Source organism: Hyphobacterium sp. SN044, from assembly GCF_021864465.1.
In the GTDB taxonomy this organism is placed as follows: Bacteria; Pseudomonadota; Alphaproteobacteria; order Caulobacterales; family Maricaulaceae; genus Hyphobacterium.
On the sequence record NZ_JAKKUV010000004.1, the window covers coordinates 1 to 22,091 of the forward strand.

The window sequence follows — 22,091 nt, forward strand, 5'->3', positions numbered from 1 at the left end:
ACACCCACGAGGAGCGAAACCGCTACATCCTCGACTTCGTCCGAAACTACAACCAGACCCGCCTGCGATGTCTCGATTACGAAAGCCCCGCTCAGCGCCTCAACAATCTCACGGGACACAACACGAAGGCAGGGATCCAGTCTGGTTTCCTGCCTGCCCAGGAAACCCGGTGAATACGACGGCTACGTCACCCCACCCCGCGCCCGTCGACCTGAAGGTCGCCGCTTGCGTCCCTCCCCTTCAAGGGGAGGGTAGAACGTTCTAACCCTCCAGCTCCTCGCGCAGCGCTTCCAGTTCCAGCCATCGGTCCTCGGCGGCGGAGAGGCGCGCCTGTGCGTCGGCCAGCTCGGCGGAGAGGGCGTTGAAACGTTTCGGATCCTTCGCGTAGAGGTTCGGATCGGCGAGTTCGGGTTCGAGCTTCGCGATCTTCGCCTGCAGCTTGTCCATCTCGCCGGGCAGCGCTTCGAGCTCGTATTTTTCCTTGTTCGGCATGCGCTTCTTCGGCGCACCGGATGTGGCCGCGGCCGAGGTCTTGTCCGTCTTCGGCGCAGCTTTGGGCGCGTCCTTCTTCACGCTTTCCACGCCCGCGCCGCGCTGGGCCAGCATGTCGGAATAGCCCCCGGCGTATTCGCGCCAGACGCCATTGCCTTCCGACATGATGACGCTGGTCGCCACCCGGTCGAGGAAATCCCGGTCGTGGGTGACGAGCAGGACCGTCCCGGCATAGTCGGCGATCAGGCCTTCGAGCAGGTCGAGGGTTTCGAGATCGAGATCGTTGGTCGGCTCGTCGAGCACGAGAAGGTTCGAGGGCAGGGCCAGCGCGCGGGCAAGCATCAGGCGGGCGCGCTCACCGCCGGACAGGACGTCGACCGGGGTGCGGGCCTGTTCCGGGCGGAAGAGGAAGTCCTGCATATAGGCCATGACGTGCTTGACCTGGCCGCCGACCTCGACCCGGTCGCCGCCGCCCTGGGTGAGCGCATCGGCGAGTGTCCAGCCGGGTTTCAGCGCGGCGCGCTTCTGATCGAGGCTGGCGAGTTCGAGATTGGTGCCGAGGATGATCTCGCCCGTATCGGGCTTCAGCTCGCCGATCAGCATGTTGAGCAGGGTCGTCTTGCCCGCGCCGTTCGGGCCGACAATGCCGACACAATGCCCGCGCGCGATCCGGGTGGAAAAATCCGACACGATCGGCCGGCCGTCATAACTCTTCGAGATGTGTTTCGCCTCGATCACGCGCTTGCCGGAGGCATCGGCGTCGGTGACCGTGATCTTCGCCTGCCCTTGCGGCCCGCGATGGTCGCGGCGCTGGCGGCGGAGGTCGTGCAGTTCAGCAAGGCGGCGGACATTGCGCTTGCGCCGGGCGGTCACGCCGTAGCGCAGCCAGTCCTCTTCCCGCACGATTTTCCGGTCGAGCTTCTGAAGGTCGACCTGTTCCTGTTCGAAGACTTCGTCGCGCCAGGCTTCGAAGGCGGCAAAGCCCTTGTCGAGCAGGCGCGTCTCGCCGCGGTCGATCCACAGCGTGCGGCGCGACAGGTTCGACAGGAAGCGGCGGTCGTGGCTGATCAGGACCAGCGCGCTGGAAAGGGAGGCCAGCTCGCCTTCCAGCCATTCGATGGCCGGCAGGTCGAGATGGTTGGTTGGCTCGTCGAGCAGGAGAATGTCGGGCTGGGGTGCCAGGGTCCGCGCGAGCGCCGCGCGGCGGGCTTCGCCCCCCGAGAGGTTCGCTGTCGAAAGGTCGCCGTCAAGCGAGAGGTGCTCAAGCAGATAGCCGACGCGCCAGGTGTCGTCGCCTTCCTCCAGTCCCGCAGCGGCATAGTCCCAGACGGTGCGGCAGGCCGAGAGGTCGGGTTCCTGGGGCAGATAGCGCAGGGTCGCGCCGGGATGGATGAAGCGTTCGCCGTCATCGGCCTCGATCTGGCCGGCGGCGATCTTCAAGAGCGTCGACTTGCCCGACCCGTTGCGGCCAACGAGGCACAGGCGTTCGCCCGGCTCGACACTCATCGAGGCGTCGGTCAACAGCGGGCGCCCCCCGAAGGTGAGGGCGATATTCTGCAGCGTGAGTAGGGGCGGGGCCATGCGGCGCGGAGGCTTACAGTCAGCCGCCGAACTTGTCATCCGGCGTCTGCGTTCCCACTTCGAAGATTAAACTTCGGTCAGAGGCGGGTGATCCGGCTTTGACCCGTCCATGCGCGCGGATAGTCTCCGCGCCAGCCAATCCACTCGGGGAGAAGAGTAGCCCTCATGAAAAAGTTTCTGACCGCAGGCGCGAGCCTTGCCGCCATTCTGGTTGCCGTTCCGGCAGCGCAGGCGGCCTACACGATGCAAGAGGACGAAGCCGCGATGACGCAGGCCAGCCTGTCCTGGATGAGCGCCGAGGACGTCGAGGCGCAGATGGAAAACAACCCGCTGCTCGCCGAATGGACCGGCCCCTATCAGGGCGTTCCGGATTTCAACGCCGCCTCGCTCGATGATCTCGAAGCCGCGCTCGAAGCCGGCATGGCCGCTCACCTCGCCGAGATCGAGGCGATCGCCAACAATCCGGAACCGCCGACCTTCGAGAACACGATCGTGGCGATGGAACGCGCCGGTGATCCGATCGGCCGCGTGTTCAGCTATTACGGCATCTGGTCGTCGAACATGTCGTCGCCGGAATTCCGCGCGATCCAACAGCGCATGGCGCCGCGCCTGTCGGCCTACAATTCGGAAATCACGCAGAATGCCGCCCTGTTCGAGCGCATCGCGGCCGTCCGCAATTCGGATGAAGTCGCCGATCTGCGCCCCGACCAGCAGCGTCTCGTGACGCTGGTCTATGACGGTTTCGCGCGCAATGGCGCGACGCTGGAAGGCGAGGCGGCGGAACGCTATGCCGCGATCAATGCGCGCCTGGCAGAACTGCACACGACCTTCGCCAACAACGTGCTGCACGACGAGGAAGCCTATGTCACCTATCTGACCGAGGACCAGCTGTCGGGCCTGCCGCAATCCTTCATCAATGCAGCTGCCGCCGCGGCGGCCGAGCGCGGACGTGAGGGCGAGTATGCCATCACCAACACCCGCTCCTCGATGGATCCCTTCCTGACCTTCTCCGACGAGCGCGAACTGCGCGAGGAAGTCTGGCGGACCTACTACAATCGCGGCGACAATGCCGACGAGTACGACAACAACGCGATCATCGCGGAAATCCTGCAACTGCGCGACGAGCGCGTCGAACTGCTCGGCTATGAAAATTATGCCCAGTGGCGCCTCGAAGACCGCATGGCCCAGACGCCGGAGCGCGCGCTGGAGCTGATGGAAGCGGTGTGGCCGGCGGCCATTGCCCGCGTCGAGGAAGAAGTCGCCGAGATGCAGGCCCTGGCCGATGCGCAGGGTGCGAACATCACGATCGAGCCCTGGGACTACCGCTTCTACATGGAGCAGGTCCGGCAGGAGCGCTACGACCTCGATAGCGACGAGGTGAAGCAATACCTGCAGCTCGACAATCTTCGCGAGGCGATGTTCTACGTCTCTGGCGAGCTGTTCGGCTTTGCCTTCGCCGAGATCACGGACGGCAGCGTTCCGGTCTGGCACGAAGACGTGCGCGTCTGGGAAGTGACCGACCGGGACACGGGCGAGAATATCGGCCTGTGGTATCTCGATCCGTTCGCGCGGACCGGGAAGCGTTCGGGCGCGTGGGCCAGCGGTTTCCGCGGCCACACCACGTTCGACGGGCCGGAAAACGTCCTCGCGACCAACAATTCGAACTTCGTCGAAGGCGCGCCGGGCGAACCGGTGCTGATCTCGTTCGACGACGCGACGACCTTCTTCCACGAGATGGGTCACGCGCTGCACTACCTGTCGTCCAACGTCGCCTATCCGACGCTGAATGGCGGTGTGCGGGACTACACCGAATTCCAGTCGCAGCTGCTGGAGCGCTGGGTTCTGACCGATCCGGTGATCGAGAATTATCTGGTTCACGCCGAAACCGGCGAGCCGATCCCGGACGCGCTGGTGGAGCGGATCCGCGCCGCCTCGACCTTCAATCAGGGCTTCGCGACGACCGAGTATCTCGCCTCGGCACTGGTCGACATGTACTACCACACGACCGACCCGACCGGGATCGACCCGGACGCGTTCGAGCGCGAGACGCTGGAACGCCTCGGCATGCCGGACGAGCTGCCGATGCGTCACCGCAGCCCGCATTTCGGACACATCTTCTCCGGTGAAGGCTATTCGGCCGGATATTACGGATATATGTGGGCCGACGTGCTGACCTCGGACGCGGCGGAGGCTTTCGCCGAAGCGCCGGGCGGTTTCTACGACCAGGACATCGCCGAGCGCATGGTGCAGTATCTCTTCGCCCCGCGTAACGCGATCGATCCGGCCGTGGCCTACCGCGAATTCCGCGGCCGCGATGCCGATATCGCGCCGCTGATGCGCGACCGCGGCTTCCCGGTGCCGGGCGAGGACAACCAGAATGAGGGCGAGGGCGACAGCGAGTAACGCCGTCTTCCCTCCTCAAACGGATCAGGGGCGCCTTCGGGCGCCCCTTTTCGTGTCCGGTGCGACCCTTGCGCGCCTATCGGGCGGCGACCGGCTTCGCTAGGCTCTTTCTTGTGGAGGGAAGGATGACCCCGGCTGAACGGCAGACGTCGACAGCGCCCTGTTTCAGAACGCGCGGCCTGACCAAGGTCTATGGCAGTGGCGAAAATGCCGTGCATGCCCTTCGCGGTGTCGATCTCGATCTGCCGGAAGGCGAACTGGTCGTGCTGCTCGGGCCGTCGGGATCGGGCAAGTCGACACTCCTGAACATTCTCGGCGGGCTCGACGCGGCCAGTGATGGCGAGGTCTGGTTCCGGGACCATGAATTGAGTGCAGCCAATCCGGCCGCACTGACGCTCTACCGCCGGCGGCATGTCGGCTTCGTGTTCCAGTTCTACAATCTGATGCCCAGCCTCACGGCGCGGGAGAATGTCCAGCTGGTGACCGAGATCGCCGACAATCCGATGAAGGCCGAGGAAGCGCTCGGCATGGTGGGGCTGGAGAACCGGCTCGACCATTTCCCGGCGCAATTGTCCGGCGGTGAACAGCAGCGCGTCGCGATCGCACGGGCCATCGCGAAACGCCCTTCCGTCCTGCTCTGCGACGAGCCGACCGGCGCGCTCGACAGCGCCACGGGCATTCGCGTGCTGCAGGCCTTGAAACAGGTCAACGAAACGCTCGGCGCTACGACGCTGGTGATCACGCACAATGCGGGCGTGGCGGCGATGGCCCACCGCGTCATCACCTTTTCCGACGGGCGGATCGGCGAGGTGCGCACGAACGAGCACAGGGTCGATCCCTCGGAGCTCAGCTGGTGACGTGGCTGCTGCGCCTTCTCTCCCCGCTCGACCGCAAGCTGGCGCGGGACTTGTGGGCCATGAAAGGGCAGGCGCTGGCGATTGCCTGTGTCATTGCCGGCGGTGTGTCAGTGTTCCTGATTTCTGCGGGCATGCTCGATTCGCTTACCGAGACGCGGCGTGCCTATTACGAGCGCTATCGATTTGCCGACATCTGGGCCCCGGTGGTCCGTGCCCCGGACGCGCTGGCCGCCGACATTCGCCGCATCGAGGGGGTGCAGGCGGCCGAGACGCGGATACGCGCGCCGCTATTGTTCGACATTCCCGGCATGTCCGAGCCGGCCTCCGGTGAGGCGATCTCCTTGCCGGACGGGCGCGAACCCTTGGTCAACCAGCTCTACCTGATGGAAGGCCGGCTGCCGCGGCCGGGCCAGCGCGGCGAGGCGGTCGTGATCGACAGCTTCGCTGCGGCGCACGGGCTGGAGATCGGCGACACGCTGAGCGCGACGATCCGCGGCGGGCGCAGCGAACTGACGGTGGTCGGCCGGGCTCTGTCGCCGGAACATGTCTACACGATCGCGCCGGGTCAGATCGTGCCCGACCCGCGTCTCTATGGCGTGATCTGGATGAGCCGCGATGCGCTGGGCGAGGCGGTGGATCAGGACGGCGCGTTCAACGAGGCCATCGTGCGGCTGATGCCCGGACAGGATGCGGCACCGGTGATCGACCGTCTCGATCGCTTGCTCGACCCTTATGGCGCGCCGGGCGCCTATGGCCGCGACGACCAGATTTCGGATGCCTTCGTGTCGAGCGAGATCGAACAATTGTCGACGATGGGCCGGATTCTGCCGCCCATCTTTCTCGCCGTGGCGGCTTTCCTGGTGAATGTCGTGCTGTCGCGCCTCGTGGCGACGGAACGGGCCGAGATCGGCCTGATGAAGGCGTTCGGCTATCGCGACCGGGACGTGATGGCGCACTATCTGAAATTCGCCGGGCTGATCGGCGTCCTGGGTCTCGCGATCGGCGGCGGAGCCGGGGTGTGGCTCGGCCGGCTGATGGCCGGTCTTTATACGGACTATTACCACTTCCCCTTCCTCGTCTTCACCGCCAATCCGCGCGTCTATCTGCTCGCATTGGCGATCACCGTCGCGGCTGTCGGCGGCGGTGCGATCCTTGCCGCACGGCGTGCCGCGGCCCTGCATCCGGCCGTCGCCATGCAACCGCCTCCGCCACCGGATTACTCGCGGACGGCGGGGATGGGGCTGACGCGGTTGACGCTGCTCGACCAGCCCTCGCGCATGATCCTGCGGCGGCTTGTCCAGTGGCCGGGCCGGGCGGGCTTCACCCTGGCGGGTGTGGCGATGTCCGGCGCGCTTCTGGTCGGGACGCTCTATTTCACCGATGCCATGGAGGCGATGGTTTCGAGCTATTTCGATCAATCCAACCGGCAGGACGTGACCGTGAGTTTCGTCGAACCGCGCCAGCGTTCCGCGTTTCACGAGGTGGCGCGGCTCCCGGGTGTCCTGGCCGCCGAACCGTTCCGTTCGGTGGCGGTCCGGCTGTATCATGGTCCGGCCGAGGAACGGGCGGCGATGATGGGGGTGACGCGCGGCGCGGCCCTGTCGCGAATGATCGGCGCGGACGGACGGGGTGTGGAGACCCCACCGGGCGGGCTGGTACTTTCGGGCGATCTGGCCGCGACGCTGGGCGTGGAAGCCGGTGACCGCATCAGGGTCGAAATCACCGAGGGCCGGCGCCCCGTCCTGGAACTGCCCGTGGCCGCAGTCGTCACCACGCTGATCGGTTCCGGCGTCCAGATGGAACTGGGTGATCTCAATGCACTGCTGGGTGAAGGGGAGGTCGTTTCCGGGGCGCATCTCGTCGCAGACGGCGACGCGGTCGACCGGCTCTACACCGCCCTGAAGTCAGCCCCGGGTGTCGCGGGCGTGTCGCTGCAGAGTGTGGCAGAACGCAATTTCAGGGCGCTCATGGACGAAAGCATGGGCGTGGCCATCTGGCTCTATACCGGTTTTGCCGGCCTGATCGCGATCGGCGTGATCTACAACAGCGTGCGCATCTCCCTGTCGGAAAGCGCGCATGAATTCGCGACCCTGCGCGTGCTCGGCTTCACCCGGGCGGAGGTGTCCTACATCCTGCTCGGTGAAATCGGCATTCTGACCCTGATCGCGTTGCCGGCTGGCGGTCTGCTCGGCACCGGGCTGGCCTGGTATTTCGCCGAGGCCATGAGTTCGGACCTGTTCCGTCTGCCCTTCATCATCCACCCGGCGACCTATGGTTTCGCCGCGGCCGTCATTCTCGTAACGACCGCCCTGTCGGGACTGATCGTGCGTGCGCGCCTCGATCACCTCGACCTTGTGGCGGTGCTCAAAGCACGCGAGTAGGAATCCGTCATGCGTCTTCGTTTCCGCAATCTGTTCTGGGCCGGAGCCGGACTGGTCATCCTAGCGCTCATGGTCTTCGCCTTCTGGCCCCGGCCGGTGCTGGTCGACCTGGCGGACGTGGTGCGCGGGCCGATGAGCGTTGCCGTGCGCGATGAAGGGCGTTCTCGGGTGCGCGACGTCTATGTCGTGTCTGCTCCCGTATCGGGTCGACTGCTCCGCGTGGAACGCGAGTCCGGCGACGCGGTCGAGGCCGGCGAGACGGTGGCGCGGCTTCTGCCGAGCCAGCCGGCGCTGCTCGATGCGCGCAGCGAATCCGAGGCGCGTGCGGCGGTGCGTTCCGCGGAAGCGGCCCTGTCCTTTGCCAGCGCGGAAGCGGCGAGCGCGCTCGCCGCACTGAATTTCGCGCAGGCCGACTTCAACCGCATCGAGGCGCTGCACGCGGGCGGGGTCGCCTCGCAAGGCGCGCTCGACCGGGTCCGGCTCGACTTCAGGCGGGCGCAGGCGGCCTACAACTCGGCGCAGGCCGGAGTGCGGATGCGCGACGCCGAACTGGAGGCGGCTCAGGCCCGCCTGCAGCCCGATCATGTCGACGGGGAGAACGAGGTCGTCGAAATCGAGGCGCCGGCAAGCGGGCTCGTCCTGCAGGTGCTGCAGGAAAGCGAGAGCCCGGTCGCTGCGGGAGCGCCGATGATGGAGATCGGCAATCCGGCCGATCTGGAAATTGTGGTCGAACTGCTCTCCACCGACGCGGTGCAGGTGAGCGAGGGCGCCGCAGCGCTGATCACCGACTGGGGCGATGGGGCCCGGCCCTTGCGCGGCCGTGTCAGGCGCGTCGAACCCTATGGCTTTCTCAAGATTTCGGCGCTGGGTGTCGAGGAGCAGCGCGTCAATGTGATCGTCGATCTCGTCGATCCGCAGGAGGAGTGGCGCCGGCTCGGTCATGGTTTCCGGGTCGAGGCGGCGATCGAGACCTGGTCGGGCGCGGATGTGCTGCAGGTGCCGGTGCCGGCGCTGTTCCGCCATGAAGGCGGCTGGGCGCTGTTCATCGTCGAGGGCGGACGGGCTCGGCTGACGCCGGTCGAAGTCGGTCACGACAATGGCGAGGTCGCGGAAATCCTGTCCGGTCTCACGGGCGGGGAAACGGTGGTCCTCTATCCCGGTGAAACCGTGAGTGACGGTATCAGTGTCACGGCGCGATGACATTGCTCACGCCCGCACACGAAGGCTTGAAACCCGGTCACGCCCGCGTTGGCGGGGCGGACGAACGCTCTAGATGGGTATAGGGTCCGTCGAAATCGCGACACAGCGAGGCCGCCCATGCTGATCAAGTCCCGCAAATCCTGGCACCTGACCGAGAACGACGTCACGCCGGAGCATCTCTATCTCAACCGCCGCGCCATCATGGCCGCGGGCGGGGCCGCCGCCGTCAGCCTGACGGCGGGCGCGTGTTCTGCGGAGGAGGCACAAACCGGTGCCGGGCGCGGCGCGATGCCGGCGGACGGCAACCTGACCGCGCGCGAGACGGACTACCGGCCCCCCGACGGCGACCTGACCTCGCTGGATGCGGTGACCGGCTACAACAATTTCTACGAATTCGGCACGTCGAAGACCGATCCGGCGCGCTATGCCGACCGGATGACGACCGACCCGTGGTCGATCGAGGTGACCGGCCATGCCGAGCGCACCGGCAGGTTCGGGATCGACGACCTGATCGACTTCAACGCGCTGGAAGAGCGGATCTACCGCCTGCGCTGCGTCGAGGCGTGGTCGATGGTGATCCCGTGGATCGGCGTGCCGCTGGGGCCGATCCTGGAGAGCTTCCGGCCGACATCGGACGCGCGATACGTTGCGTTCGAGACCTATTTCAACCGCGAGGAAATGCGGATCGGGCCCTTCCCGGTGCTCGACTGGCCCTATGTGGAAGGGCTGCGCATGGACGAGGCGATGAATCCGCTGACGATCCTGGCGGTCGGGCTCTATGACCGGGTGCTGCCGAACCAGAATGGCGCCCCGATCCGCCTCGTCGTGCCATGGAAGTACGGCTTCAAGTCGATCAAGTCGATCGTGCGGATTTCCTTCGTGTCGGAGCAGCCGCCGACGAGCTGGAACCGGTCGGCGCCGAACGAGTACGGCTTCTATTCCAACGTCAATCCGAACGTCGACCACCCGCGCTGGAGCCAGGCGAGCGAGCGCGTGATCGGGGCCGGTCCGTTCGCGCGGCGCGATACCGACATGTTCAACGGTTATGCCGACGAAGTGGCGTCGATGTATGCCGGGATGGATCTGGCGGAAAACTACTGACCGCCATGGCTGCCGCGCAACGTTCGCCCGCCCTGCGAAGCTTCGCCAAGCACTGGCTGAAGCCGCTCACCCTGATCGCGCTGTTGATCCCCGGGCTGTGGCTGATCTGGCTGTGGGTGCAGGTCTTCACCTTCAACCCGACGGCGCTGGGCTTCGACCCGGTGGCACGCACGCACCATTTCCTCGGCGATACGGCGCTTCGCGTGCTGATCGTCTCGCTGATGGTCACGCCCTTTCGCGACCTGACGAAATGGGCGCCGATCATCCAGGTGCGGCGGCGCATCGGGCTCGCCGCCTTCTTCTACGCGTTGCTCCACGTGACGGCCTATCTCGCCTTCGATCTGTGCGGCTCGCTCCCGGGCCTGTGGGAGGACGTGGTCGAGCGCATCTACATCACGCTCGGGATGGCTGCCTTCGTGTTGCTGATCCCGCTCGCGGTCACTTCGAACAATGCGATGATCAGGCGCATGGGTGCGCTGGCCTGGCGGCGGCTGCACACGCTGGTCTATCCGATCGCCGTGCTGGCGGTGTTCCACTACGGCTTCATGGTGAAGGGCAACCAGATGGGGCCGTGGGTCCATGGCGCGGTGATCGCCCTCCTGCTCGGTTACCGGGCGTGGCGGGGGATCAGCCGGCCGGATTCGTCCTTCCGCACGCGGCTCCGGCAGGTCACCGGCACGGCTTGAGCCGACCCTTTCCCCTCGCCCCCTTTAGGGGGAGAGGATGGCGCGAAGCGCCGGGTGAGGGGGACAGCCACTCACCGCAATTTCGGAGCAGAACCCCTCATCCGCCCTTGCCCCGCTTTCGCGGGGCCAAGCGGGCACCTTCTCCCCTTCAAAAGGGGAGAAGGGATGTCGTGGCAGCAGCCGCATTTACCCACTGGCCTCTCCGGCCTGACCCGCTAGGTTTCCCGCCAGCGGAACTCACGAGGGGAGACAGTCATGATCCGGTTCGACGGACGCACCGCCATCGTCACGGGCGCGGGCAATGGTCTGGGGCGCAGCCATGCGCTGATGCTGGCCGAGCGCGGCTGCAATGTCGTGGTCAATGATCTCGGCGGCAGCGTGCATGGCGAAGGCGCGTCGCTGTCTGCGGCCGAGCAGGTCGTGAAGGAGATCGAGGACAAGGGCGGCAAGGCGATGGCGCACGGCGCGAACGTGACCAAGGCCGATGAGGTCGCCGACATGGTCGAGACAGCGATCGCGAAATTCGGCGCGGTCGACATCCTCGTGAACAATGCCGGCATATTGCGCGACAAGTCGTTCTCGAAAATGACCGAAGAGGATTTCCGCCTCGTCGTCGACGTGCACCTGATGGGCTCGATGATCTGCACCAAGGCGGTGTGGGATCACATGAAGGAGCGCAATTACGGGCGCATCGCGATGACGTCGTCCTCGTCCGGCATCTACGGGAATTTCGGCCAGTCGAACTATGGCGCGGCGAAGATGGGACTCGTCGGGCTGATGAATGTTCTGCAGATCGAGGGCGCGAAATACGACATCCGGGTCAACACGCTGTCGCCGACCGCCCATACCCGCATGACGGAGGGCCTGATCCCGGAAGCCGCGCTCGAACTGATGACGCCGGAAAGCGTCTCGGCCGGCCTCGTCTATCTCGTCAGTGAGGACGCGCCGAAGCGGACCATCCTGGCGGCCGGGGCGGGCGGCTATGCCGCGGCGAAGATCTACGAAACGCCGGGCGTCTACCTGAAGCCGGAAGACCAGACACCCGACAAGGTGGCCGAGCATATCGAGCGGATTACCGCGCCCGAAGGCCAGCAGGAGCTGACCGACGGGTCGGGCCAGACGCTGAAATTCCTCGCCTATGCGGCGGACCATTTCGGCGTGAAACTCGGCTGATCAAATCCGTGGCTTGATCTTCGCGCCACCCGGCGGTGAAGTGCCATACCTGATATTCAAAAGGAGCCCGCCATGCGCGAAGCTGTCATCGTCTCCACCGCCCGCACGCCGATCGGCCGCGCCTATCGCGGCGCGTTCAACAACACCCAGGCGCAGGAGCTGGGCGGTCACGCCATCAAGCACGCCGTTGAACGTTCAGGCGTCGACCCGAAGGAAATCGACGACGTCATCATGGGCGCGGCAATGCAGCAGGGCTCGACCTTCCAGAACACGGCGCGGCAATGCCTGGTGCGTGGCGGGCTGCCGGTGACGGTGGCGGGCATGACGGTCGACCGCCAGTGCGCCTCGGGCATGATGGCGATCTCGGTCGCGGCCAAGCAGATCATCTCCGACGGCATGACGGTGACGGTCGGCGGGGGGCTGGAATCCATCTCGCTCGTGCAGAACGAACACATGAATATCCACCGCGCCTTCGACCCCTGGCTCAACGAACATGTTCCCGCCATCTACATGTCGATGCTGGAAACCGCCGAGGTTGTCGGCGAGCGTTATGGCATCTCCCGCGAGGCACAGGACGAGTATGCGCTGCAAAGCCAGCAGCGGACGGCGGCGGCGCAGGCGGCGGGCAAGTTCGACGACGAGATCGTGCCGCTCGCCTCGAAAATGGGCGTGATGAACAAGGAGACGAAGGAAATCTCCATCGTCGACACGCTGCTTGAGAAGGACGAGGGCAACCGGCCGGAAACGACGCTCGAAGGCCTGCAGAGCCTGAAGCCGGTCTTTGGCGGCGGCCAGAAGATCAAGGCAGGCCAATTCATCACGGCGGGCAATGCGAGCCAGCTGTCGGACGGCGCTTCGGCCAGCGTGCTGATGGAAGCGAAGGAAGCGGAGAAGCGCGGCCTCAAACCGCTCGGCGCCTATCGCGGTATCGCGGTGGCCGGTACGGATCCCGACGAGATGGGCATCGGCCCGGTCTTCGCAGTGCCGAAACTCCTCAAGGCCAACGGCCTGAAGATGGACGATATCGGCCTGTGGGAGCTCAATGAAGCGTTCGCGGTTCAGGTCCTCTATTGCCGCGACAAGCTGGGCATCCCGAACGAGAACCTCAACGTCAATGGCGGCGCGATCTCGGTCGGTCACCCCTATGGCATGTCGGGCGCGCGCATGGTCGGCCACGCCCTGATCGAGGGCAAGCGCCGCGGCGCGAAATACGTCGTGTGCACGATGTGCGTCGGCGGCGGCATGGGCGCGGCCGGTCTGTTCGAGGTGTACTAGCTTCACTTCCCCCTCACCCTGACGCGCGTCCCTTTCAGGGCCGCCCGTCTTTCCCTCTCCCGAAAGGGCTTTGGCCCGAAGACGGAAAGCTCCAGTGGAGCTTTCCGCGGGTCGAAGGGAGGGGACCCGGCCTGAGTCGAAGGCGAAGGTTGGGGAGGGTGAGGGGTCTTCAAGCGGAACACCGCCCGCACTCTCCGCGTTGACCGGGTATCCCCCGAAACAGTGAGGAGTGCCGACATGACCGACCGTTGCGACATTATCGCCAAGTTCTGGAATGAGCTCGACGACAGCCCCTTCGTGATGCTCGGCATTCCCGCGCAAGGCGCGCACAGCGTGCCGATGACGGCGCAGTTCGACGACGATTACCCCAACCAGCTCTTTTTCTTCACGACCAAGGACAATCGCCTGGCGGAAAATCTCGGGCAGGGCGGCGTCGAGGCGATGGCGCAGTTCGCGTCGAAGGGCCACGACTTCTTCGCCTGCCTGCGCGGGCGTCTGATACCGATCAAGGACCACGACGTCCGCGACAAGTTCTGGTCGAAGGCGGTCGACGCCTGGTTCGAGGGCGGCAAGACCGACCCGCATCTCGAAGTGCTGAAATTCGACCTGATCGACGCGGAAATGTGGCTCGCCGACATGGATGTCGCGGGCCTGTTCAAGATGATTTTCGGCGGCGAGATCGACAAGGACGACGCGCGCGAAAAGCATATCGAGACCGCGATGTGAGGCCTGCCGACCGGGTGGGGGTATTTCAACGACCTTTCTCAGACGCTCCCCGGTTTCGCGTAGCGAAGACCGGGGTCCAGTCTGGATCCCGGACCGGCTTCGCCGTCCGGGAGACGTCAATCAAGATGGTTCTGGGGTCCCCATGAAAATGGGGACCTGAAGTTGGCGCCCGGCTTCAGATTCCCGCTTTCGCGGGAACCCCAGCAAGATTTGTTTCAAGCTCACCCCACCCCGCTCCCGTCTTCCCGACGGAAGCCGCTCGCGTCCCTCCCCTTCAAGGGGAGGGGAAGGGCTTCTACCCCACCCGCGCATCCAGCCAATCGGTGAATCTGGCCATTTCGGCCTCGGCGCCAATCTCGTTGAGGGTTTCGTGGCGGAAGCCTTCCAGCACATCGACGCTGACATCGGTGAAGCTGGCCTTCCGCAGGCGATCCGCCATTTTCAGGGTGGCCTTACCGCCATCGGTCGCCGGGTCTTCGCCGCCGCCGATCAGGTGGAAAGGCATGTCCTTGCGGACGGATGCGAAATTCGCATCGTTTGACGCGTACTCCATGCCCTTGAGGAAATCCCGCCAGAGCGAGACGCTGGCTGGCCAGCCGCATAAGGGGTCGGCGACATAGGCGTCGACGACGGAAAGGTCGCGCGACAGCCAGCCGAATGCCGGGCGTTCCTTGCGAAACGCCTTGTCCCACGCCTTGAAGGTGAGGGCATCAATCGTACCGGCGGGCTTTGACGCGCCGCCCAGACCGTTGAAAAAAAGGACCAGCTTCATCACGCCGGCGAGACCGCCGGACACGAAGTTCGCATTCCAGATCGCCGCGCCGGCGACCGTGTCCGGATGGCGCATGACGTGGTTCATCGCCACCGTCCCGCCCATGGAGTGGCCGAATATGAAGACCGGCTTGCCGGGATGCTGCGCGCGCAGGTGCGCGTTCACCGCCGCCGTATCCCGGGTGACCTTCTTCCAGCCATCCCGTTTCGCGAACAGGCGCGCGCCGCCATCCTTCGCGGTGGTATGGCCATGCCCGCGATGGTCCTGTGCCGCGACGTGGTAACCGCGCCCGGCGAGGAATTCCGCAAAGGGCGCATAGCGCGCGGCATGCTCGGCAAGGCCGTGATTGATGTGGACGATGCCTTTCACCGGGGCGGCCGGCGGCGTTTCGTAAAGCGCGAGCACCGCGCCCGTCGGCGAATTGAAATTCTGCCGTTGCCAGCCAGCCGCCATGACGATCCCCCCGGATATCCCCGCCTCGCCGGACTGGAAAAGCCCGGTCTTTGACGGCAGGTTAGCGCAAATCGCGCGGGGAGGAAGGCGGTGAAGGACGGTATTCTGGCCATCGACCAGGGCACGACGAGTTCGCGCGCGATCCTGTTCTCGCCCGAGGGCGATGTGATCGCACTCGCACAACAGGAATTTGCGCAAATCTATCCCCGCCCCGGCTGGGTGGAACACGATGCGGAAGTGATCTGGGCGACGGTGATCTCGACCGCGCGCGACGCGCTGAAGGCCGGGCGCAAGGCAGGCTGGCGCGCGGCCTGTGCCGGCATCACCAACCAGCGCGAGACGGCCATCGTCTGGGACCGCAAGTCCGGGCAGGCAATTCACAATGCCATTGTCTGGCAGGACCGGCGCACGGCGGAACGCTGCCGGGAGATCGAAGCGTGCGGAGCCAGGCCGGAGGTCGCGGCGAAGACCGGGCTTGTGCTTGACCCCTATTTCTCGGCGACGAAATTCGCCTGGATTCTGGACCAGGTGGACGGCGCACGCGAGCGGGCGCGCAAGGGCGAATTATGCTTCGGCACGGTCGACAGCTTCCTGTTGTGGCGGCTGACTGGCGGCAAGGTGCATGCGACCGACGCGACCAATGCCAGCCGGACCTCGCTCTACGACCTGAAAGCCGGGCGCTGGGACGAGGGGCTGCTGGAGACCTTCGACGTGCCCGCCCGCGGCCTGCCCGAGGTGCGCGACTGCGCGGGAGCGTTCGGCAGGATCTCGAAAAAGGTGCTGGGCGAGGAGATTCCGCTCACCGGCATTGCGGGGGACCAGCAGGCGGCGGCGATCGGCCAGGCCTGCTTTGCGCCGGGCGAGGCGAAATCGACCTATGGCACGGGGGCCTTCCTGCTGCTCAATACCGGGACCGAGATGGTCGCGTCGCAGAACCGGCTTCTGTCCACCATCGCCTACCGGATCGGGGGTGAGACGGCCTATGCGATGGAGGGCTCGGTCCTGTCGGCCGGGGCAACAGTGCAATGGCTGCGCGACGGGCTGGGGCTGTTTTCCAAAGCCAGCGAGATCGAGGCGCTGGCCCGATCCGCGGATCCGGACAGCGAGGTGGTCCTGGTGCCGGCCTTCACCGGGCTCGGCGCGCCGTGGTGGGACGCGGACGCGCGCGGCGCGATCCTCGGGCTGACGCGCGGGGCGGGCCGGGCCGAGATCGCTCAGGCTGCCCTCGATTCGACTGCCTTCCAGACCGGCGATCTCCTGACGGCGATGGCGGGGGACGGGATGAAGACGGTCAGCCTCAAGGTCGATGGCGGCATGGCGGCCAATGACCGCTTCCTGCAACGCCTTGCCGACCTGACCGGCGTGGAAGTGGTCCGGCCGGTCAATACCGAAACGACCGCCTGGGGCGCGGCCTTCCTCGCAGCTCTGGGCGCGGGCATGTTCCGAAGCATAGAGGACGGTCGGGCGCTGTGGCGCGCCGACCGGGCGTTCGCGCCGGAGATGGCATCCGCTGAGCGGGAGCGCCGCAATGCAGTCTGGGCCGAAGCGGTGGGGCGTGTGCGGTCGCGCTGAGGTTGCCTGTGGCAGGCGTCCAAACTTCCTTTTAATTCTTCCGGCCTAGGACGCGCACCGGAACATGCCGGACACGGGGAGACGCACGCCGCGATGATGCAAAGCCTGTTATCCTGGAAGGGACCCTTCCAGCTTTCGAAGCTTTATGAGAATCGCATTCCCTACGGTGCGGGCGTGTACAAGCTGCTGGCCGACGCCAACGACCCGAATTCGGTCGTCTATATCGGCGCGGCGAACAATCTGCGGACCGAGTATCAGCGTGAAATCGAAGTGAACGCACAGGTGCGCATTGCCAAGGCGAGCGCGTTTTCCTTTGCCGAAACGCCCTTCCCGAACGACCAGGCCGAAAAGCTGATCGAGGCCTTCCGCCGCCGCCATGGCCGCAAGCCGGCGCTGAACAGCGGGTTTTAGAGACGCGATCGATCCAGGCTGACCGCCAAATCTTTCCCTTCTCCCCTTTTTTAAGGGGAGAAGGTGCCCGAAGGGCGGATGAGGGGTTCTGCTCCGAAATCAAAGTGAGGACACTGACCCCCTCACCCCTGACCCCTCTCCCCCTAAAGGGGGCGAGGGGAAGAAAAACAGGATCTCGCACTCGCAAAGGTGGGCTGAACGTCACCCCACCCCGCTCCCGTCGACCTGAAGGTCGCCGCTCGCGTCCCTCCCCTTCAAGGGGAGGGGGCAGGACAGAGGCGGGACGCCCGTGCGGACTGTCCCCCTACCGGCCAATCCTTTCGTGAGCTTCATTTGTGAGTGAGGATCGCGCGGCGTAGGCTTCGCGGCGGACGAACACGAATGAGGGGCGCGGGCCGTCAACGGACCCGCGGCGAGGGAATATGCTGGAAATCCAGAACCTGTCGAAGACCTATGGCAATGGCGTGCGTGCGCTCGACGACGTTTCGCTGAGCATTCCCAAGGGGATGTTCGGCCTGCTCGGCCCGAACGGCGCGGGCAAGTCCAGTCTGATGCGGACGATCGCGACGCTGCAGAATGCCGACCGCGGGTCGATCACCTTCGGCGATATCGACGTTCTGAAGGAACCGATGCTCCTGCGAGCCCAGCTGGGCTATCTGCCGCAGGATTTCGGTGTCTATCCGCGCATGTCGGCCCGGGCCCTGCTCGATCACCTCGCCATCCTGAAGGGGATCACCCATGGCCGCGAGCGCAAGCGCATCGTCGACGGCCTCCTGGAACAGACCAATCTGACCAAGGTCGCCGGCAAGTCCGTCGCCAGCTATTCCGGCGGCATGCGCCAGCGCTTCGGCATCGCCCAGGCGCTGATCGGCGATCCGCAACTGATCATCGTCGACGAACCGACCGCCGGCCTCGACCCGGAAGAGCGCAACCGCTTCCACAATTTGCTGTCGGAAATCGGCGAGAATGTCGTCGTCATCCTGTCGACGCATATCGTGGAAGACGTGTCCGACCTCTGCCCGCTGATGGCGATCATGAATCGCGGTCAGATCGTTGCGCAGGGCTCGCCTTCCGAGCTCGTCGCCGGGCTGAAGGGCCGGGTCTGGGTGAAGCGGATCGGCAAGTCCGACCTGCCAGAGCACAGGGCGCGCCACAATGTCATCTCCACCCGGCTGACGCAGGGAGAGGTGCTGATCCACGTGGTCGCCGACAGCGATCCGGGTGACGGTTTCGAAGCTGTGACGCCCGATCTCGAAGACGTCTACTTCTCCACCATTTCCGCCGGGCAATCCGAAGCGGCGGCGGCCTAGAGCCGGCCCGGAGGAGTTACGTCATGCTCGGTAAAATCACCGGATTCGAAATCCGCTATCAGATCCTGTCGCCCGCCTTCATCGCGATCTTCGCGATCTATTTCCTGCTGGTGTTCGGCGGGGTGACGATCGACCAGATCCAGATCGGGTCGACCAATCTCGTCAATGTGAACTCGCCCTTCGCGATCACGATCAACATCTTCATCTTCTCGCTGTTCGGGATGTTCATTCCGACCGTCTTCCTGGTCTCGGGGATTCTCCGGGATTCCAGCTTCAAGACGGAGGAATTGTTCTACACGACGCGGGTGCGCGAATTCGATTACCTCGTCGGCCGCTTCATCGGCGGATACCTGATCACCGCGCTCGCCTTTGCCAGCGTCCCGCTGGCCATCTTCATCGGTTCGCTGATGCCGTGGCTGGACCCGGAAACGCTCGGGCCCAACAGCTTCATGAACTATTTCTGGCCGTATCTGATCATCGGTCTGCCCAACCTGATGATCGCGGGCATGATCATGTTCACGGTCGCCAACCTGTCGAAATCGCTGGTGGCGACCTGGGTCACGCTGGTCGGCCTGTTCATCCTCTGGGTCGTCGGCAACGTCTTCGCCAACGAGCCGCAATACCGCGACATCGTGGCCCTGGCCGATCCGTTCGGCGGCAATGCCTTTGGCGAGATCGTGCGCGAGTGGACGCCGGCCGAACAGAATACGCTGATCGTCCCGCTGCGCGATGAATTGCTGTGGAACCGTGTCCTGTGGCTCGGCGTGTCCGCCGTGCTGTTCGTGGCGAACCTCTTCCTGTTCTCCTTCCGCAAGCGGCGCGCCATCGGCGCGGGCCGCAAGGCGGCCAAGCGCGTCGAGGCGCCCTTCGTGCCGGCGCATATCGAATTGCCGGTCTCGCAGCCGACGCTGGGCGGCATGGCGTCCTGGCGCCAGCTTCGCGCCCGGGTCGGGTTCGAGGTCAAGGGCGTGGTGTTCAACGTCGCCTTCTGGGTGTTGTTGGCCTTTGGCATATTGAACGTGGTCGGCGGCAGCTTCCTGCTGGCGTCGCTCTACGGCACGCCGAGCTATCCGCTGACCCGCATCATGATCGACGCGATGATCGGCGCCTTCGCCATCATCCCGATCATCGTCGTGATCTACTATGCCTCGGAAGTCGTCTGGCGCGAGAAGGCGGTCCGCTTCTCCGACATCGTCGATGCGGCACCGACGCCGAGCTGGGTGTTCATGACCGCCAAGCTGAGCGCCATGTTCGTGGTGCTGACGGGTCTGATCTTTGCCGCCGTCCTGACGGTGATCGCGACCCAGGTCATTCGCGGCTACTTCAACATCGAGTTCGACCAGTATGTGATCCGGTCGTTTGTCGACCTGATCATTCCGCTGACCTTCCTGTCGGCGATCGCGATCTTCCTGCAGGTCCTGACCAACAACAAATGGCTGGGCATCCTGGCGATGGGCGTGCTGTTCATCGTGACGGCCTTCGTGCTGCCGAATATCGGCCTGTCGCACGGCCTCTATCTCGTGCCCTTCATCTCGCCGAGCCCGTATACCGACATGAACGGATACGGTCATTTCCTCGGCATCCAGATGTGGTGGCACCTGTATTGGGGCGGCGTCTCGCTCTTCCTGTTCGCGCTGGCCTTTGCGCTGTGGAATCGCGGCGCTGCCGCGCCGATCTGGCAGCGTCTCGCAGCGCTTCCGCGTTCGTTCTCGGCCGGGTCGGCTGGGCTGGCGGCGGTGTCCGCACTGGTCGCGATCGTGACCGGGGGCTGGATCTTCTACAACACGACCATCCTCAACGAATTCGTGCCGGGACCGGAAGGCGAGCGCCGCGCGGCGGCGTTCGAGCGGGAATGGCGCGACCAGCTGGAGGGTGTGGCCCAGCCGACGATCACCGACGTCTCGGTCGATGTGGACATCTACCCCGATGACCGGAGCTATACGGCATCCGGCACCTATGTCCTCGAAAACCAGACCGATGGCGAAATCCCGGTGGTCTGGGTGTCCTACGGCACGGACAATGTCGTGTCGCACACGCTGGAAGGCGCGGACGGGGAATTGCGCGACGACTATGCCAATCTCCATGCCTTCACGCTGACCGTGCCGATGCAACCCGGCGAACGCCGCGAACTTCGTTTCGAGACGGTCGTCGACACGCCCGGTTTCGCCAACGGGGGCAATGTCTCCACGGTCAATTACAACGGTACCTTCTTCAACAATGGCGAGTTTGCGCCGGTGATCGGTTTCAGCCGCGGATCCCTGATCCAGGACCCGGAAGTCCGCCGGCGTCAGGGTCTGCCCGATCTGGAGCGCGCCTTCGACATCGAGGATGCCGAGCACTGGGACGCCAACGCCATCCGGCAGGACGCGGATTTCGTGAATTTCCGCACCACCGTGTCGACCAGCGCCGACCAGATCGCGGTCGCGCCCGGCTATCTCGCGCGGGAATGGACCGAGGGCGACCGGCGCTATTTCGAATACGTCATGGACGTGCCGATCCTGAACTTCTTCAACTGGATGTCGGCGGAGTACACGCTGCTCGAGGCGGAACAGGACGGCGTTCTGTTCCAAGTCTTCTATCACGGTCCGCATGACTGGAATGTCGACCGCATGATGCAGGCGGCACAGGACTCGATCGCCTATTTCTCGGAGATCTTCAGCCCGTACCAGTACCGCCAGTACCGGATGTTCGAATTCCCGGCCTATGCGAGCTTCGCACAGTCCTTCCCGAACACGATCGCCTATTCGGAGAGTATCGGCTTCACCGCCGATCTGCGGGACGCGGACAATATCGACTATGTCTACTACGTCACCGCACACGAGGCGGCGCACCAGTGGTGGGCCCACCAGGTGATGAGCGCCAACGTTCAGGGCGGCACGATGCTGGTCGAGACGTTCGCGCAATACTCCGCGCTGATGCTGATGAAGCAGGAGTATGGCGAGGACCAGATGCGGCGCTTCCTGCGCTACGAGCTCGATACCTACCTGTCGGCGCGCAGCAACGAGACCCGCGAAGAGCTTCCGCTCTACCTGGTCGAGAACCAGCCGCACATCCATTACCGCAAGGGTGCGGTGATCATGTACGCGCTGCAGGACTATCTCGGCGAGGACGTGGTGAACCGGGCGATGCAGCGCCTGATCACCGAATTCCAGTACCAGAGCGAGCCCTATGCCCGCTCCGTCGACTTCCTGCGCATCCTGCGGGAAGAGGCCGGCCCGGAATGGGAAGAGGTCATCGCCGACTTCTTCGAGCGCATCACGCTGTTCGATCTCGAGGTCACCAGCGCCGAGACGCGGGAAGTGGCCGAGGGCGAGTGGGAGACGACGATCCAGGTCGCGGCGTACAAATTCTATGCCGATGGCCAGGGCGAGGAGACCGAGGCGCCGATTGATTACGGCATCGATATCGGCCTGTTCCGCCGCAATCTCGAAGGCGCGATCGAGGGCACGGATCACATCCTCTATTTCGAACGCCGGCAGGTGAACGAAAGCGAGATGGAGTTCGTGATCCGGACGAGCGGGGAGCGCCCGCTCTATGCCGGCATCGACCCGTACAACAAGCTGATCGACCGCGACATCAACGACAACCTGGTCAGCGTGGACTGGATCCGCGACGAGGCCGAGGCTGGCGATGACGCCGCGGACGACACCGGCGGCGGCGAGGAGGCTGCGTCGGAGTAGGATGCCCCGCTTCGCGTG

Annotated in this window: 15 protein-coding genes; 13 read left to right on the top strand and 2 right to left on the bottom strand. The window is 65.0% G+C overall.

What is annotated here, in order from left to right; genetic code table 11:
• Positions 1 to 261 precede the first annotated feature (261 nt).
• Positions 262 to 2,073, bottom strand: a complete 1,812-nt coding sequence (locus L5876_RS06715; protein WP_236955371.1) for an ABC-F family ATP-binding cassette domain-containing protein — start codon at positions 2,071 to 2,073, stop codon at positions 262 to 264.
• Between the two features lie 165 nt (positions 2,074 to 2,238).
• Here L5876_RS06715 and L5876_RS06720 point away from each other — a divergent pair, with 165 nt between their 5' ends.
• The 9 genes from L5876_RS06720 (at position 2,239) to L5876_RS06760 (ending at position 13,875) form a co-directional block, all read left to right on the top strand.
• Complete coding sequence (locus tag L5876_RS06720; protein ID WP_236955372.1) at positions 2,239 to 4,476, top strand: M3 family metallopeptidase; 2,238 nt, start codon at positions 2,239 to 2,241, stop codon at positions 4,474 to 4,476.
• A gap of 125 nt (positions 4,477 to 4,601) precedes the next feature.
• On the top strand, positions 4,602 to 5,333 hold the full coding sequence (locus tag L5876_RS06725; protein ID WP_236955373.1) for an ABC transporter ATP-binding protein: 732 nt from the start codon (positions 4,602 to 4,604) through the stop codon (positions 5,331 to 5,333).
• A complete protein-coding gene (locus tag L5876_RS06730; RefSeq protein ID WP_236955374.1) occupies positions 5,330 to 7,714 on the top strand; it encodes an FtsX-like permease family protein in 2,385 nt (794 codons plus the stop codon). The genes L5876_RS06725 and L5876_RS06730 overlap by 4 nt, the downstream gene beginning before the upstream one ends.
• Before the next feature lie 9 nt (positions 7,715 to 7,723).
• Positions 7,724 to 8,914, top strand: coding sequence for an efflux RND transporter periplasmic adaptor subunit (locus L5876_RS06735; RefSeq protein ID WP_236955375.1), 1,191 nt, complete (start codon positions 7,724 to 7,726; stop codon positions 8,912 to 8,914).
• 117 nt (positions 8,915 to 9,031) lie between these two features.
• Positions 9,032 to 10,015 (top strand): protein-methionine-sulfoxide reductase catalytic subunit MsrP, encoded by a 984-nt coding sequence (gene msrP, locus L5876_RS06740; protein WP_236955376.1) that lies wholly within the window; start codon positions 9,032 to 9,034, stop codon positions 10,013 to 10,015.
• Between the two features lie 5 nt (positions 10,016 to 10,020).
• Positions 10,021 to 10,701: a sulfite oxidase heme-binding subunit YedZ gene (locus tag L5876_RS06745; RefSeq protein WP_236955378.1), complete on the top strand. Its 681-nt coding sequence runs from the start codon at positions 10,021 to 10,023 to the stop codon at positions 10,699 to 10,701.
• A gap of 255 nt (positions 10,702 to 10,956) precedes the next feature.
• Positions 10,957 to 11,874, top strand: coding sequence for an SDR family NAD(P)-dependent oxidoreductase (locus L5876_RS06750; protein WP_236955380.1), 918 nt, complete (start codon positions 10,957 to 10,959; stop codon positions 11,872 to 11,874).
• 72 nt (positions 11,875 to 11,946) lie between these two features.
• On the top strand, positions 11,947 to 13,149 hold the full coding sequence (locus L5876_RS06755) for an acetyl-CoA C-acyltransferase (RefSeq protein WP_236955382.1): 1,203 nt from the start codon (positions 11,947 to 11,949) through the stop codon (positions 13,147 to 13,149).
• A 237-nt stretch (positions 13,150 to 13,386) separates the two neighbouring features.
• The gene (locus L5876_RS06760; RefSeq protein WP_236955384.1) at positions 13,387 to 13,875 is read left to right on the top strand and encodes a pyridoxamine 5'-phosphate oxidase family protein; all 489 of its coding nucleotides are present in this window, start codon (positions 13,387 to 13,389) and stop codon (positions 13,873 to 13,875) included.
• Between the two features lie 295 nt (positions 13,876 to 14,170).
• Here L5876_RS06760 and L5876_RS06765 read toward each other — a convergent pair whose 3' ends face one another.
• Positions 14,171 to 15,100 carry an alpha/beta hydrolase gene (locus L5876_RS06765; RefSeq protein WP_236955386.1) on the bottom strand — a complete coding sequence of 310 codons (930 nt, stop codon included), beginning with the start codon at positions 15,098 to 15,100 and terminating at the stop codon, positions 14,171 to 14,173.
• Positions 15,101 to 15,190: 90 nt separating this feature from the next.
• On the opposite strand from L5876_RS06765, the gene glpK reads away from it, so the two are divergent.
• From glpK to L5876_RS06785, 4 genes are all read left to right on the top strand, one after another.
• Positions 15,191 to 16,672: a glycerol kinase GlpK gene (glpK, locus tag L5876_RS06770; RefSeq protein ID WP_236955388.1), complete on the top strand. Its 1,482-nt coding sequence runs from the start codon at positions 15,191 to 15,193 to the stop codon at positions 16,670 to 16,672.
• Between the two features lie 93 nt (positions 16,673 to 16,765).
• Positions 16,766 to 17,083 carry a hypothetical protein gene (locus L5876_RS06775; RefSeq protein WP_236955389.1) on the top strand — a complete coding sequence of 106 codons (318 nt, stop codon included), beginning with the start codon at positions 16,766 to 16,768 and terminating at the stop codon, positions 17,081 to 17,083.
• A 422-nt stretch (positions 17,084 to 17,505) separates the two neighbouring features.
• Positions 17,506 to 18,393: an ABC transporter ATP-binding protein gene (locus tag L5876_RS06780; protein ID WP_236955391.1), complete on the top strand. Its 888-nt coding sequence runs from the start codon at positions 17,506 to 17,508 to the stop codon at positions 18,391 to 18,393.
• A 23-nt stretch (positions 18,394 to 18,416) separates the two neighbouring features.
• Entirely contained in the window at positions 18,417 to 22,073 is a 3,657-nt protein-coding gene (locus tag L5876_RS06785) for a M1 family aminopeptidase (RefSeq protein WP_236955393.1), read from the top strand.
• Positions 22,074 to 22,091: the final 18 nt, after the last annotated feature.

Bases quoted from the DNA above. Each gene is read 5' to 3' on its own strand.
- L5876_RS06775 (WP_236955389.1), top strand. From the start codon at position 16,766: ATGATGCAAAGCCTGTTATCCTGGAAGGGACCCTTCCAGCTTTCGAAG.
- L5876_RS06760 (WP_236955384.1), top strand. From the start codon at position 13,387: ATGACCGACCGTTGCGACATTATCGCCAAGTTCTGGAATGAGCTCGAC.
- msrP (WP_236955376.1), top strand. From the start codon at position 9,032: ATGCTGATCAAGTCCCGCAAATCCTGGCACCTGACCGAGAACGACGTC.
- L5876_RS06715 (WP_236955371.1), bottom strand. From the start codon at position 2,073: ATGGCCCCGCCCCTACTCACGCTGCAGAATATCGCCCTCACCTTCGGG.
- L5876_RS06755 (WP_236955382.1), top strand. From the start codon at position 11,947: ATGCGCGAAGCTGTCATCGTCTCCACCGCCCGCACGCCGATCGGCCGC.
- L5876_RS06735 (WP_236955375.1), top strand. From the start codon at position 7,724: ATGCGTCTTCGTTTCCGCAATCTGTTCTGGGCCGGAGCCGGACTGGTC.
- L5876_RS06785 (WP_236955393.1), top strand. From the start codon at position 18,417: ATGCTCGGTAAAATCACCGGATTCGAAATCCGCTATCAGATCCTGTCG.
- L5876_RS06765 (WP_236955386.1), bottom strand. From the start codon at position 15,100: ATGGCGGCTGGCTGGCAACGGCAGAATTTCAATTCGCCGACGGGCGCG.
- L5876_RS06780 (WP_236955391.1), top strand. From the start codon at position 17,506: ATGCTGGAAATCCAGAACCTGTCGAAGACCTATGGCAATGGCGTGCGT.
- L5876_RS06725 (WP_236955373.1), top strand. From the start codon at position 4,602: ATGACCCCGGCTGAACGGCAGACGTCGACAGCGCCCTGTTTCAGAACG.
- L5876_RS06750 (WP_236955380.1), top strand. From the start codon at position 10,957: ATGATCCGGTTCGACGGACGCACCGCCATCGTCACGGGCGCGGGCAAT.
- L5876_RS06720 (WP_236955372.1), top strand. From the start codon at position 2,239: ATGAAAAAGTTTCTGACCGCAGGCGCGAGCCTTGCCGCCATTCTGGTT.
- L5876_RS06745 (WP_236955378.1), top strand. From the start codon at position 10,021: ATGGCTGCCGCGCAACGTTCGCCCGCCCTGCGAAGCTTCGCCAAGCAC.